The organism is Actinomadura sp. NPDC048021 (assembly GCF_040653135.1).
GTDB lineage: Bacteria > Actinomycetota > Actinomycetes > Streptosporangiales > Streptosporangiaceae > Spirillospora > Spirillospora verrucosospora.
Map to the genome: position 1 here is coordinate 86,262 of NZ_JBEZJQ010000033.1, position 13,728 is coordinate 99,989.

Below are 13,728 nucleotides of genomic sequence, written 5' to 3' on the forward strand. Positions count from 1 at the left end.
CCCCGCGGCGGCCGCGAAGCGGTCAGTCCGCGGTGGGCGCCTGCCCGTCCAGGGCCTCGCGGAGGAGCATGAGCCTGTGGCTGAGCTCCTCGTACTCGTCGCGCAGCGTGGCCGGGAGGTGCTTGCCGAGCACCTCCGCCTGCTCCTCCACCGAGGCCAGCCGGTCGCCCGCGGCGCGGTCGGCGGGCGCCTCCTGCGGCGCCTCCGCGGGCCGCGCCTTGAGCAGGGCCGTCTGGTCCCTCAGCAGGGCGGCCTGCTCGCGCAGCAGCGCCGTCTGGTCGCGGAGCTGCTTGTTCTTGTTGTGCAGCTCCACGAACACCGAGACCTTGGCCCGCAGCACCCACGGGTCGAACGGCTTGGAGATGAAGTCGACCGCGCCCGCCGCGTAGCCGCGGAAGGCGTAGTCGGGGTCGCTGTTCACCGCCGTGAGGAAGATGATCGGCAGGTCGCGGGTCTTCTTGCGGCGCTTGATGTCGCGGGCCGTCTCGAACCCGTCCATGCCCGGCATGACGACGTCCAGCAGGATGACCGCGTACTCCTCGGTGAGCAGCGCCTTCAGCGCGTCCTCACCGGATCGCGCCCGGACCAGGTCCTGATCGAGCGAGCTGAGGATGGCCTCCAGCGCGATCAGGTTCTCCTCGCGGTCGTCCACGAGCAGGATCTTGGCCTTGTCGTCCACGCGCGTCTCTCCGATCCCGGTCCCCGCCAGCGCCGCACCCCCACGGCGACCCTACTGTCCGGCTCCTCTCCTCAGCGGACGATGGAGGGCTGCAGCCAGTTCCTCATGACGTCAAGGAGATGGTCCACGTCCACGGGCTTCGGCACGTAGTCCGACGCGCCCGAGGCGAGGCTCTTCTCCCGGTCCTCCTTCATCACCTTGGCCGTGATGACGATGATCGGCAACTCGGCGAACTGCGGCATCTCCCTGATCGCGGCCGTGGTGGCGTAACCGTCCAGGCCCGGCATCATGATGTCCATCAGCACGACCGCCACGTCGGGGTTGCGGTGCAGGACGTCGATCCCGGCCTGCCCGTCCTCGGCGTAGAGGACCTCCATGCCGTAGCCCTCCAGGACGCTGGTGAGCGCGAACACGTTCCGCACGTCGTCGTCGACGATCAGGACCTTGCGGCCCGACAGGACGGTGTCGAGGAAGTCCGTGGGCGGCTCCTGCAGCATCCCGTTCAGCGCCTGCTCGGACTTGCCGGCGCGCTGCGCGCCGGGCGGGCGCTGCTCCACCGGCAGCGCGCCCTCCGCGGCCGGGCCCCCGGCGCCGCCGTTGCCCTGCGGGCCGGCGGAGATCGCCCCGGGCGCGGCCTCCGCCCCCGCGGCGACCGCCTCGTCCGGCAGCGCCGAGCGGCGCCGGCCGTCGCGGTCGCTGTACTGGGCGGGCAGGTAGAGCGTGAACACGCTGCCGCGACCCGGCTGGCTCTCGGCGTGGATCTCCCCGCCCAGCAGCCGCGCGATGTTCCGGCTGATCGACAGGCCGAGCCCGGTGCCGCCGTAGCGGCGGCTCGTGGTCCCGTCCGCCTGCTGGAACGGCTCGAAGATCTCCTGGAGCTTGTCGGCGCTCACGCCGATCCCGGTGTCGATCACGCGGAACGCGATCACGTCGGGGGTGTTCCACAGCGCGGGCAGCGTGAAGTCGATGTCGCCGGCCCGCTCGATCAGCAGCCGCACCTCGCCCTCGGCGGTGAACTTCACCGCGTTCGACAGCAGGTTCCGCAGCACCTGCTGGAGCCGCTGCTCGTCGGTGTTGAGGGCGGCCGGGACGTCCGGCGCGACCTCCACCCCGAACTGCAGGCCCTTGTCGACCGACAGCGGGCGGAACGTGGCGTCGACGTAGTCGACCAGCGCCGACACCGACAGCCGCTGCGGATGCGCCTCCATCTTCCCGGCCTCGACCTTCGCCAGGTCCAGGATGTCGTTGATCAGCTCCAGCAGGTCGGTGCCGGACTCGTGGATCGTCCGGGCGAACTCCACCTGCTTGTCGGTGAGGTTGCCGTCCTGGTTCTCCGACAGCAGCTTGGCCAGCACCAGCAGGCTGTTCAGCGGCGTGCGCAGCTCGTGCGACATGTTCGCCAGGAACTCCGACTTGTACCGGGACGAGATCGCGAGCTGCTCGGCGCGCTCCTCCAGCGTCCGCCTGGCCTGCTCGATCTGGAAGTTCTGGATTTCGATCGCGCGGTTCTGCTGGGCCAGCAGCGCCGCCTTCTCCTCCAGCTCGGTGTTGGAGTGCCGGAGCTCGCCCTGCTGGCGCTGCAGCTCGTCCGAGCGCTCCTGCAGCTCCTGCGCGAGCCGCTGCGACTCGCCGAGCAGCGCCTCGGTGCGGGTGTTGGCCCGGATCGCGTTGAGCGTGACCCCGATCGTCTCGATCAGCTGGCTGAAGAACGCCAGGTGGACGTCGGTGAACCGGCCGAACGAGGCGAGCTCGATCGCGCCGAGCACCTCGTCCTCGAACACGATCGGCAGCACGATGATGTTGACCGGGGACGCCTCGCCGAGACCTGATCCGATCTTGACGTAGTCGGCGGGGGCGTCGGCGATCAGCAGCGGCCGGCGCTCCTGCGCCGCCTGCCCGACGAGGCCCTCCCCGAGACCGAACCGGACCGCCCCGCCGCGGTGCCGCCGCGTCCCGTACCCGGCGATCAGCGCGAGGTCGGTGTCCTCGCCCGCGCTCTCGGCCAGGTAGAACGCGCCGTACTGGGCGCTGGCGGTCGGCGTCAGCTCACGCATGATCAGGTCGGCGACCTGCTGGAGGTCGCGGTGGCCCTGCATGAGCCCGCCGATCCGCGCCAGGTTGGTCTTGAGCCAGTCCTGCTCCTCGTTGGCGCGGGTCGTCTCGCGCAGCGTCGCGACCATCAGGTTGACGTTGTCGCTCAGCTCGGCGACCTCGCCGCGCGCCTCGACGGTGATCGTCCGGGTCAGGTCGCCGGTGGCGACCGCGCTCGCGACCTCCCCGATCGCGCGGACCTGGGTGGTGAGGTTGCCGGCCAGCTCGTTGACGCTCTCGGTGAGCCGCTTCCACGTGCCCGAGACGCCCTCGACCTCCGCCTGACCGCCGAGACGGCCCTCGATGCCGACCTCCCGCGCCACGCGGGTGACCTCGGAGGCGAACGACGACAGCGTGTCGACCATCGTGTTCAGCGTGGTCTTCAGTTCGAGGATCTCGCCCTGAGCGTCCACGTCGATGCGCCGCGTCAGGTCGCCGTGCGCGACCGCGGTCGCGACCTGCGCGATGTTGCGGACCTGGTAGGTCAGGTTGGACGCCATGCCGTTGACATTGTCGGTCAGGTCCTTCCACATGCCGCCCGCGCCGGGGACCCGGGCCTGGCCGCCGAGGCGGCCCTCGGTGCCGACCTCGCGGGCCACGCGGCTGACCTCGTCGGCGAACGCCGACAGCGTGTCGACCATCGTGTTGAGGGTGGTCTTCAGCTGGAGGATCTCGCCCTGCGCGTCGACCTCGATCTTGCGGGTCAGGTCGCCCTGCGCCACCGCCGTGGTGACCTGCGCGATGCCGCGCACCTGGTTGGTGAGGTTGTTCGCCATCGAGTTGACGTTGTCGGTCAGGTCGAGCCAGACCCCGCCCGCGCCGGGCACGATCGCCTGGCCGCCGAGCCGGCCCTCCGTGCCGACCTCCCGCGCGACGCGGGTCACCTCGGAGGCGAAGGCCGACAGCGTGTCGACCATCGCGTTCACGGTGTCCTTGAGCTCCAGGATCTCGCCCTGCGCGTCGACCGTGATCTTCTTGCCGAGGTCGCCCTCGGCGACGGCGGTGGTGACCTGGGCGATGTTGCGGACCTGGTAGGTCAGGTTGGACGCCATGCCGTTGACGTTGTTGGTCAGGTCCTTCCACACGCCGCTCACGCCGGGGACCCGGGCCTGGCCGCCGAGGCGGCCCTCGGTGCCGACCTCGCGGGCCACGCGGGTGACCTCGTCGGCGAAGGCCGAGAGGGTGTCGACCATCGTGTTCACGGTGTTCTTGAGCTGCAGGATCTCGCCCTGCGCGTCGACCGTGATCTTCTTGCCGAGGTCGCCCTCGGCGACGGCGGTGGTGACCTGCGCGATGTTGCGGACCTGGTAGGTCAGGTTGTTCGCCATCGCGTTGACGTTGTCGGTCAGGTTCTTCCAGACGCCGCTGACGCCCGGCACGTTCGCCTGGCCGCCCAGCTGCCCCTCCGTGCCGACCTCGCGCGCCACGCGGGTGACCTCGCCGGCGAACGCCGACAGCTGGTCGACCATCGTGTTCACGGTGAGCTTCAGCTCCTGCAGCTCACCGGTCGCCTCGACCGTCACCTTGCGGGTCAGATCGCCGCGCGCCACCGCCGTGGTGACCTCGGCGATGTCGCGGACCTGCGAGGTCAGCCGCGATGCCATCACGTTCACCGACGCGGTCACGTCCCGCCAGCGGCCGGTCATGCCGCGGGCGGGCGCCTGGCCGCCGAGCCGCCCCTCGGTGCCCACCTCGCGGGCGAACTGGGTGACCTCCCAGGTGAACTGGTCGAGCAGCTCGACCATGCCGTTGACCGACCTGGCCATGCGCAGGAGCTCCCCGCGCATCGGCCTGCCGCGCACCCGCAGCTCCACCCGCTGGCTGAGGTCGCCGGCCGCGACCGCCTCCACCACCTGGCTCATCCCGGTGGCGAGGTCGGTGAGCTTGTCGATGATCGCGTTCGCGTCCTCCACCGCGCCCGCCCAGGTGCCCCGCAGCGTCCCCGGCGTCAGGCGTCCCCGCAGCTGGCCCTCCCGGCCGATCTCCTTCCGGACGCGGCTCAGGCCCGAGGCCAGCTCCATGCCGTTCTCCCGGATCTCCTCCAGGACGGCGGCGGCCTCCGCCACGGCCCCCTCGCCCGGCACGTCCAGCTCCGACCTCGCCTTGCCGTCCCGGACGGCGACCAGCGCCTTCAGGAGCGGTTCGAGGTCCGCGTCGCTGTAACGCGGGGTGGTGTCGCGGTACCCGCCGCTCGGGCGGGCACGTGACGCGGTACGCGGCATGCTCTTCATCCTCCTGGCCCGCGATTCGTCGGTTATCCGGATACCACGGACTCCTGGCTGCTCTAGGGGCCTCATCGGCCGCACCTGTACTCTACGTCGCCGCGCGGCGGCGGACTTTCTTCCGCGTGGTTCCGCCGCCCGGGCGGGACCGGGGGCGCGTCCTCCCTCGTAGCCTTCGTGTTACGGTCTGTCGTGTTGTGGCGGGATCGTGAAGGCCCAGGCCGGACGCGTTCCGGGGCGGGTTCGCGGCTCTCGGTGCCGGGCGGCCGAGCAGTCTGCCACGATAGCCAGGCCCGGGTAGAAAACGCTTCGAACGAGGGACGACAGTTGGATCGGCAGACGGCGACGGCCACCTTCCCGTCCGCCGCGGCGGCGGTGGCGGACGCGCGCCGGTTCGTCCGCAAGGTGCTGGCCGACTGGGGTCTGGACGAGGTGGCCGACGACGCCGTCCTCGCGACGAGCGAGCTCGCCACCAACGCGATCGCCTACGCGGGGACCTCGTTCGAGGTCTCCTGCCGCCTGGCGGGCGGGAACGTCGAGATCGAGGTCCGCGACCGCCACCCCACCCGGGGCATCGAGATGCCGGGCGTCACCGCCTCCAGCGGGCGCGGCCTGCCGTCCATCGCCCGCCTCGCCGACTCCTGGGGCGTCTCCTACGACCGCCGCACCAAGGGCGTCTGGTTCCGGCTGCCCCGTCCCGGCGCCGCCGGTGCCGCGGTGCCGGCCGAGGGCGCGGCCGCGGAGGGCGCGGAGGCCGCTTTCACCGCCGACATCGCCGGAACCGGCTCCCTGCGGGACGAACTCCCCGCCCGGGCCCGCGACGCGGCCGAGCAGGCGCGCGAGGGGCCCGGCACCGGCGGGCAGGCCCGGGAGGGCCGGCTCGCGGGCGGCACGGGCGAGATCCCCGCGGCCGGCGACCGGCTCCTGCGCTCTCCGGCGGCCGTGGAGGCCATGGAGGACGGCGTCGCCGCCGCGCGGGAGCTCCTCGGCGCCGAGGGCGCCGCCGTCCTGCTGACGGAACGCGACGGACGGCTGATCATGGGCTCGGCGGCCGGGACCGCCGCCGAGATGCCGCTCGGCGAGCTGTCGGTCTCCTCCCTCACCCCCGCCGCCCGCGCCGGCTCCGCCTGGGTCGCCGCGGACGCCTCCGACCCGATCGCGGCGGCGCTGCGGGCCTCCTCGCTGGCCGCCGCCCCGCTGGAGTCGCAGGGCCGCCTGACAGGCCTGATCGTCGCCGTCTCGTCCCTGTCCGGCCGCTTCGGCGAGGCCGACGGCGCCCGCCTCGGCCGGCTCGCCGACGAGATGTCGCTCTCCCTGGAGAAGGCCAGGGTCGGCGAGTTGGAACGATCCTGGCGCGGCTGGCTGAGCTTCGTCGCCGAGGCCAGCGACCTGCTCGCCGGCACCCTCGACCAGGAGCGCACGATGGCGCTGGTCGCCCAGCTCGTCGTGCCGCGCCTGGCCACCTGGTGCGCCGTCTACACCGTCACCGAGGCCGAGCCCGACCGGCTCGCCTACGTGTGGCACGCCGACGAGGAGCGCTCCGACGGCCTGCGCGACCTGCTCGAACACGCGGGCGCCGCCCCGCCCACCGACGCCCCCGGGCCCTGGAACGGGCTCGCCGCCGCGCCCGGGGAGGTCCGGGCCGCCGCCGGCGACACCGCCACCGACCAGGTCTACGCCTTCCCCCTGATCGCCCGCGGCCGGCGCATCGGCACCATCGTGATCGGCCGCCCGGCCGGCGACCGCTTCCCGCGCAGCGCGATCGAGCTGGCCGAGGAGCTGAGCCGCCGCGCCGCCCTCGCCGTCGACAACGCGCGCCTGTTCTCCGCCCAGACCGCCATGAGCAGCGCCCTGCAGCGCAGCCTCCTGCCGCCCGGCATCCCCGAGATCCCCGGCCTGGAGGTGGCGGTGGTCTACGAGCCCGCCGGGGAGGGCAGCGAGGTCGGCGGCGACTTCTACGACGTCTTCGCGAGCGGCCGCCGGCCCGGCGGCGCGGCCCCCGCGACCCGCTGGCGGTTCGCCATCGGCGACGTGTGCGGCACCGGCCCCGAGGCCGCCGCCGTCACCGGCCTGGCCCGGCACGCGCTGCGCATCCTCGCCGCCGAGGACCTGTCCGTCCCGGCCGTCCTCGCCCGGCTCAACCGGCTCATCCTCGGCGAGGGCGAGCGCGGGCGGCTGCTCACCCTGCTGCACGGCGAGATCGCGGCCCGCCGGCGCCGCGACGGCGTGACGATCAAACTGACGAGCGCGGGGCACCCGCCCCCGCTGGTGCTCGATCCGGAGGGCGGCGTCCGCGAGGCCGCCTCGCCCCAGCCGCTGCTGGGCGTCTTCGACGGCGTGGAGTTCACCACCGACACCGTCGAGCTGCGGCGCGGAGAGGTTCTGCTCTGCGTGACCGACGGCGTCACCGAGCGGCGCTCCGGCAACCGGCTGCTCGGCGACGGGCACGGCCTGGAGCGGCTTCTCGCAGGCTGCACCGGTCTGAGCGCCGGAGCGGTGGCGGCGCGCATCCAGCGTGCCGTCCGCGACTTCGGCCCGGAGCCGTCGAACGACGACGTTGCCCTCATCGTTCTGCGGGCGTCATGATGGAGACCAACAATCGGTAAGGTGGGGTGGCGTGGGGCTTGCCTTGCACACGACACGACAGGAAGGCCGTGCGACGATCGCCGCGCGCGGCTCGATAGACCTGCACTCCTCCGACGAGCTGCGCGCTCGGCTGACCGAGCTCGTGGACGCGGGCGAGCGGTCGGTCGTCGTCGACCTCGCGGCGGTCGACTTCTGTGACTCCTCCGGCCTGAACGTTCTCGTCCGCGCGTACAAGCACGCGCGTGCGCAGAACGCCACGCTCACCGTCACCGGGGCCTACGGCCGCGTCGAGAACGTGCTGCGCACGACGGGGCTCGACCGTTTCCTCATGGAGGATCCGGTGGAGGAGGCTCCGGCCGATGGGCGGTGAAGGGACACGATGAAGAACGGCGAGCGGGCGGAGTGACCGACCCGATGACCGAGACCACGCTGCGCGCGGCGCCCCAGACCGAGGCGGTCGAGTACGCCAGGCGACTCGCGGCCCGCACGATGCGCACTTGGGCGCTCATGGACCGTGAGGAGCTCGTCACGGCGATCGTGGCCGAGCTCGTCGCCAACGCCGTCCGGCACGCCGGGACGGCCCTGGAGCTGCGGCTGCTGCGCGGCAGCGGCCGGATCCGCGTCGAGGTCCGCGACCGCGCGTCCCAGCTGCCCCGGCTGACCGTGCCCGGCCCCCTGGACGAGTCGCACCGCGGCCTGTTCATCGTCGACCGCTTCGCCAACTCCTGGGGCGCCGACCCGGTGACCGGCGGAAAGGTCGTGTGGGCCGAGGTCGACATCTGACAGGTCGACATCTGGCACGGCGGTGGCCGGCAGACCGACGTCCCGCACGCGTCCCGCCTGGAACGCGCTTTCCGCACGGGGTCTGACCGGCAGCGCGCCCGCCGCACACGGCGGGCGAGCGCGCTCCCGGTCAGAGAAGCCGGTCAGACCGACTTGCGGTACAGCTCCGCGACCATGAAGGCCAGGTCCAGCGACTGGCCCCGGTTGAGCCGGGGGTCGCAGGCCGTCTCGTAGCGCTGGTGCAGGTCGGCCTCGGCGAGCCCCTGGCCGCCGCCCACGCACTCGGTCACGTCGTCGCCGGTGAACTCGATGTGGATGCCGCCCGGGTGGGTGCCGAGGGCCCGGTGGACCTCGAAGAACCCGGCCACCTCGTCGAGCACGTCGTCCAACCGCCGGGTCTTGTGCCCGCTCGGCGCCTCGAACGTGTTGCCGTGCATCGGGTCGCAGATCCACGCGACCGGGGCCCCGCTCTGGTGGACCTTCTCGATCAGCGGCGGCAGAGCGTCGCGGATGCGGTCGGCGCCCATTCGGGTGATGAAGGTGAGCCGGCCGGGCTCGCGCTCCGGGTTCAGCCTCTCCATCAGGGCCAGCGCGTCGTCGGCGGAGGTCGTCGGGCCGAGCTTCACGCCGATCGGGTTGCGGATGTGGCGCAGGAACTCCACGTGCGCCCCGTCCAGCTGCCGGGTCCGCTCGCCGATCCACAGGAAGTGCGCCGAAACGTCGTAGGGCAGGCCGCTCAGATGGTCGATGCGGGTCAGCGCGCGCTCGTACTCCAGCAGCAGCGCCTCGTGGCTGGAGTAGAACTCCACCCCGTGGAACTCGTCGGGGTTCGCCCCGCACGCCTTCATGAACGTCAGCGCCCGGTCGATCTCGCCCGCCAGCTGCTCGTAGCGACGGCCCGCCGGGCTCTGGGCGACGAAGTCCTGGTTCCAGGCGTGCACCTGGCGCAGGTCGGCGTAGCCGCCCTTGGTGAACGCCCGGCACAGGTTCAGCGTCACCGCCGAGCAGTGGTAGGCCTTGAGCAGGCGATGCGGGTCGTTGCGGCGGGAGTCCGCGTCGAAGGCGAAGCCGTTGACCGCGTCGCCCCGGTAGGCGGGCAGCTCCACGCCGCCGCGGGTCTCCACGGGCTTGGAGCGCGGCTTGGCGTACTGGCCCGCCATCCGGCCGATCTTCACGACGGGAACGCTCGCCGCGTAGGTGAGGACGACCGCCATCTGCAGCAGCGTCTTCAGCTTGTTCTTGACCGCGTCGGCGTTCGACCCCTCGAACGTCTCGGCGCAGTCGCCGCCCTGCAGGACGAACGCCTCACCGCGGGCGACGTCCGCGAGCTGCGCCTTCAACTGGTCGCATTCGCCCGCGAACACGAGCGGCGGCTGGGCCGCCAGCTCGGCGGCGACTTCGCCTACCTCGGCCGGATCGTCCCAATCGGGCTGCTGGAGAGCGGGGAGGGCGCGCCACGCGTCGAGGTCCCCGATGACGGCGGAATTACTCACCCTGAAAGGCTATGGCACGGCCCGCCCTGCGTGGACGGAAAGGCCCGCGCGCCGGGGGGCTCGCGGGCCCTGACGCGGCAGGGCGGCCCCGTTCGCGGGGCCGCCCGTCGCCGATCGTGCGGCGGGACGCCGCTCGGACCGCCCGGTCAGGCCGCCCGGGACCCGGCCGCGGCCGGCTCCCGCGCGGTGCCGTGGCCGCCCGCGAGCGCCCGGCGGCCGCTCAGGTCCGTCTCGCCGGCCAGCTGGCGCAGCCGTCGCAGCGAGCGGTCGGTGATCTGCCGGACGCGGTTGTGGCTCAGCCCGTAGCGGGCGCCGATCTGCGCGTACGACAGCGGCTGCCCGCTGTCCATCCCGAACCGGGCCCGCAGGATCGCGGACTCGCGCTCGGGAAGCCGGTCCAGCAGCCGTCCGAGGCCCTCGATGTCGTCCAGCGCGAGGATCTCCGCCTCCGGGGTGACGGCGTCGGGATCCTCCAGCAGGTCGCCCATGGGCGTCTCGCCGGCGTCGTCGACGGTCGCGTCCAGGCTCGCCGGGTCGCGCCGCCAGCGCAGCAGCTCGTCGACATGCTCGGCCTCGGCGCCGACGGCGCCCGCGAGCTCCTCGCGGGTGGGTTCCCTGCCGAGCTCGCGGCTGAGCTGGCGCTCCGCGCGCCGCAGCCGGGACAACTCCTCCTCCACATGGACGGGCAGGCGGATCGTGCGGGCGGTGTGGCTCAGCCCACGGCCGATCGCCTGCCGGATCCACCAGGTGGCGTAAGTGGAGAACTTGAAGCCGCGGCGGTAGTCGAACTTCTCCACCGCGCGCATCAGCCCCAGGTTCCCCTCCTGGATGAGGTCGATGAGGGGCAACGAGTCGGTCGGGTACTTCCGGGCTATCGAGACGACCAGCCGCAGGTTGGCCTCGACGAAGCGCTGCTTCGCGCGCAGCCCCGCCGCGGCCAGCTCCGCCAGCTCCTCGCGGGACGCGCCCTCAGGCACCGTCCCCTCCTCGAGCAGCTGTTCGGCGTACAGGCCCCCTTCGATCGCCTTGGCCAGATCAACCTCCTCCTGCGCGTCGAGCAGGGGAGTACGGCCGATCCGGTCGAGGTACGCCCCGACAAGATCCTTGTCGGGGACTTCGACCCTGTCGCCCTTGGTACGGGTTCCAGCCATCCTGACCCTTCTCCGGTGCGATCTCCCTAGGAGGAGAACGCCAATTACCGCTCTGTGATTCCCAGGTGGGGAATACTGCGAGGCTGTAAGCCGCTCTACGTCGTGATACCCCGACTGAGGAGAAACCGACATGGCGACGGTCACACTGACCGCTGAGAACTTCGACGAGGTGGCTCAGGGCGACGGCATCGTGCTGGTCGACTTCTGGGCGGAGTGGTGCGGCCCCTGCAAGAGGTTCGCGCCCGTGTTCGAGCGGTCGGCGGACAAGCACGGGGACATCGTCTTCGGCAAGGTGGACACCGACGCCGAGGCCGAGCTGTCGGAGCGCTTCGGCATCCGGTCCATCCCCACGCTGATGGCGATCCGCGACGGCATGATCGTGTTCGCGGAGCCGGGCGCGCTGCCCGAGTCGGTGCTGGAGAACGTGATCGAGCAGGTCCGCGGCCTCGACATGGAGGACGTCCGCCGGCGCGCGAAGGCCTGACCCGCGGCCCGCCGGGTTGCGCGCACGAGGCGCGCGGCGGGCGCCGCGGAGGCGCGTGGGCAAAGAAGCGGACGCCGCCGCCCCTTCACCGGCCGGCATGGTCGATGATGGACGGATGCTCGCCGATGTCGTCCGATACCTGGTGTGCCCCGTGTGCGGAGCCGACCTCGAACTGGCCGACCGCCGCCTGGCCTGCCCGGGCGGGCATGCTTTCGACGTCGCGCGACAGGGATATGCGAACCTCCTGCCGGGCAACGCCCGTCCGGGGACGGCCGACACACCGGAGATGGTCCGCGCGCGGGACGAGTTCCTGACGGCCGGCCACTTCGCGGTTCTCGCGGATCGGCTGGCCTGGAGCGTTTCTCGCGCCGCTCCCTCTTTCGTCCTCGACGCGGGAGCCGGGACGGGGCACTATCTCAGCCGCATCCTCGACCGGGCGCCGGACGCCGTCGGCCTGGCCCTGGACATCTCCAAGCACGCGGCCCGGCGCGCCGCGAAGGCGCACCCGCGCTGCGGCGCCGTCGTCGCGGACCTCTGGCGCCCGTTCCCGCTGCGCGACGGTGCGGCCGACATCGTCGTCAACGTGTTCGCCCCGCGCAACGCGACCGAGTTCCACCGCGTGCTCCGAGACGACGGGCTGCTACTGACGGTCACTCCGTCACCCCGGCATCTCGGAACACTCGTGGAGCCCCTCGGTCTGCTCTCGATCGACAAGCACAAGACCGAGCGCATGGACACCGCGCTCTCCGGCTACTTCAAGCTGGACTCGCGCCAGGAGCTCGAAACCGAGACCGTCCTGACGCACGGCGAGGTGATCACGCTCGTCGGCATGGGGCCGAGCGCGCACCACGTCCCGCCGGAGCAGCTCAGGGAACGGCTGGACACGCTGCCCGAGCCGCTGACGGCGCCGCTGTCGTTCGTCCTGTCCACCTACCGGCGGCTGGAGTAGGAGTGTCCCCGGCCTGCGTGATCTCCAGCAGCACCTGCGGGGTCTCGCCCGGCTCCGTCACCTCCTCGACGCCCGGCACGTCGAGAGCCTCGTAGCCGAACGACGCGGTGAGCGATCGGGCCACCGCGCTCAGCAGGAGGCGCTGGAGAGCCTGGCCGGCACGGAGCCATTCGGTGGGGGAGTCCCCTCGCGTGGTCAGCACCGCCCGCTGTCCCGCCGAGTGAGGCGCCGGGGGAAGCCGCCGAAGCGCGGCGCCTTCGAGCCTCGCCTCCCCGGCCAGCTCGTCGACGACTGGAGACGGAGGGCAGGCGCCCGCAGCGGACGGATCGCCACGGAACGGCCGGAGCGTCGCGGCGTAGAGGAGCCGCTCTTCGCGGGACACACGGTGCCGTCCGGCCAGGCGCACGGAGGCGAGGACGGATGGACGTCCGGCATCGGGAAGCAACCGGACGATGGCTTCGTGACCGAGCTGCGCCGCCGCCAGACGCAGGTTCACCAGCGCGGCGCCGCTGCTGAGGTGGAGGCCCCGCCCCGCCGGATCGTTCTTCGGCCGGAACCTGTCAGGGTCGGCGTGCACCTCGATCAGTCCGGACACGACCTTGAACCGCCAGGCATGGACGTCATGGACCGTGGGCCCCATCGTCGCGGCGACCACGAGGCGCTCCGCCGAGGCGCGGGCGGCGGCGGGCACGTTCACGGGCGTTCCTCCTGACCTCGGGCGGCAACCGACCCGGGAGCCACCGCCAGCCCCAGGCGACATTTCGCCGGGGGAGAGCGGTGAGGGCACGGTACCCCACTGTGACCCGAAGCACGTAGTGCGTGAATGGCGAGGTCAGCGCGCCCGATGGTGGGGGCGGGTGAACAAGGGGGCTGGCTTCGCGGACCCCGCGATTTGACGGTCCCGGCGAGCCGTCTTAATGTCTTCCTCGCCCCAAGGGGACGCGGGACGCCGAGAGGCGGCCGGCCCTGGGGAGCAGGTCGCTGAAAATGGTTCGAGCGCCGCTCGGACTGTTGTAAGATGGGTTGCACAGCCCACAACGGGATGCAGGACGCCGCAAGGTGGCCGGCCCGCAGGGCGCCTCCCACGGAACGATCTCTCCGAGTCTCTGGCTCGGTGTCGTGTCGTCGCGTGGGGGACGGGCACACCTTCGACGGTCAAAAAGATCTTCGCAGATCGACTTGACAACGAGGATGAGTCTGGTAAGTTAGCAGGGTTGCCCCGGAGCCGGGGTCCGCGAGAGCGGGGTTCGGCGCGGTGGGTGTCCGTTTCTTGAGAACTCAACAGCGTGT

General features: G+C 72.2%; 10 protein-coding genes. 5 read left to right on the forward strand and 5 right to left on the reverse strand.

Annotation, left to right across the window (positions count from 1 at the left end):
- Nucleotides 1–22 precede the first annotated feature (22 nt).
- Complete coding sequence (locus tag AB0C87_RS37640) at nucleotides 23–679, reverse strand: response regulator (RefSeq protein WP_345171790.1); 657 nt, start codon at nucleotides 677–679, stop codon at nucleotides 23–25.
- 71 nt (nucleotides 680–750) lie between these two features.
- The gene (locus AB0C87_RS37645) at nucleotides 751–4,992 is read right to left on the reverse strand and encodes a HAMP domain-containing protein (protein WP_360581595.1); all 4,242 of its coding nucleotides are present in this window, start codon (nucleotides 4,990–4,992) and stop codon (nucleotides 751–753) included.
- Between the two features lie 327 nt (nucleotides 4,993–5,319).
- Between AB0C87_RS37645 and AB0C87_RS37650 the strand changes: the two genes are divergently transcribed.
- The 3 genes from AB0C87_RS37650 to AB0C87_RS37660 are packed head-to-tail and all read left to right on the forward strand — an operon-like array spanning nucleotide 5,320 to nucleotide 8,361.
- Entirely contained in the window at nucleotides 5,320–7,578 is a 2,259-nt protein-coding gene (locus AB0C87_RS37650; protein WP_360581596.1) for a SpoIIE family protein phosphatase, read from the forward strand.
- A gap of 43 nt (nucleotides 7,579–7,621) precedes the next feature.
- Nucleotides 7,622–7,948, forward strand: coding sequence for an STAS domain-containing protein (locus AB0C87_RS37655; RefSeq protein WP_345171796.1), 327 nt, complete (start codon nucleotides 7,622–7,624; stop codon nucleotides 7,946–7,948).
- A gap of 44 nt (nucleotides 7,949–7,992) precedes the next feature.
- Nucleotides 7,993–8,361, forward strand: coding sequence for an ATP-binding protein (locus AB0C87_RS37660; RefSeq protein WP_345171798.1), 369 nt, complete (start codon nucleotides 7,993–7,995; stop codon nucleotides 8,359–8,361).
- A 143-nt stretch (nucleotides 8,362–8,504) separates the two neighbouring features.
- Here the strand turns inward: AB0C87_RS37660 and AB0C87_RS37665 are convergent, their stop codons facing one another.
- Both AB0C87_RS37665 and AB0C87_RS37670 read right to left on the reverse strand, forming a co-directional pair.
- Nucleotides 8,505–9,854, reverse strand: a complete 1,350-nt coding sequence (locus tag AB0C87_RS37665) for a class II 3-deoxy-7-phosphoheptulonate synthase (protein WP_345171800.1) — start codon at nucleotides 9,852–9,854, stop codon at nucleotides 8,505–8,507.
- 146 nt (nucleotides 9,855–10,000) lie between these two features.
- Entirely contained in the window at nucleotides 10,001–11,005 is a 1,005-nt protein-coding gene (locus AB0C87_RS37670; RefSeq protein WP_353835914.1) for a sigma-70 family RNA polymerase sigma factor, read from the reverse strand.
- 130 nt (nucleotides 11,006–11,135) lie between these two features.
- On the opposite strand from AB0C87_RS37670, the gene trxA reads away from it, so the two are divergent.
- Both trxA and AB0C87_RS37680 read left to right on the forward strand, forming a co-directional pair.
- Nucleotides 11,136–11,489 carry a thioredoxin gene (gene trxA, locus AB0C87_RS37675; RefSeq protein ID WP_345171804.1) on the forward strand — a complete coding sequence of 118 codons (354 nt, stop codon included), beginning with the start codon at nucleotides 11,136–11,138 and terminating at the stop codon, nucleotides 11,487–11,489.
- A gap of 55 nt (nucleotides 11,490–11,544) precedes the next feature.
- The gene (locus tag AB0C87_RS37680; RefSeq protein ID WP_353835913.1) at nucleotides 11,545–12,438 is read left to right on the forward strand and encodes a putative RNA methyltransferase; all 894 of its coding nucleotides are present in this window, start codon (nucleotides 11,545–11,547) and stop codon (nucleotides 12,436–12,438) included.
- Here AB0C87_RS37680 and AB0C87_RS37685 read toward each other — a convergent pair.
- Nucleotides 12,356–13,135 (reverse strand): hypothetical protein, encoded by a 780-nt coding sequence (locus tag AB0C87_RS37685; protein WP_360581597.1) that lies wholly within the window; start codon nucleotides 13,133–13,135, stop codon nucleotides 12,356–12,358. The two genes, AB0C87_RS37680 and AB0C87_RS37685, sit on opposite strands and share 83 nt — an antisense overlap.
- Between the last annotated feature and the right edge of the window lie 593 nt (nucleotides 13,136–13,728).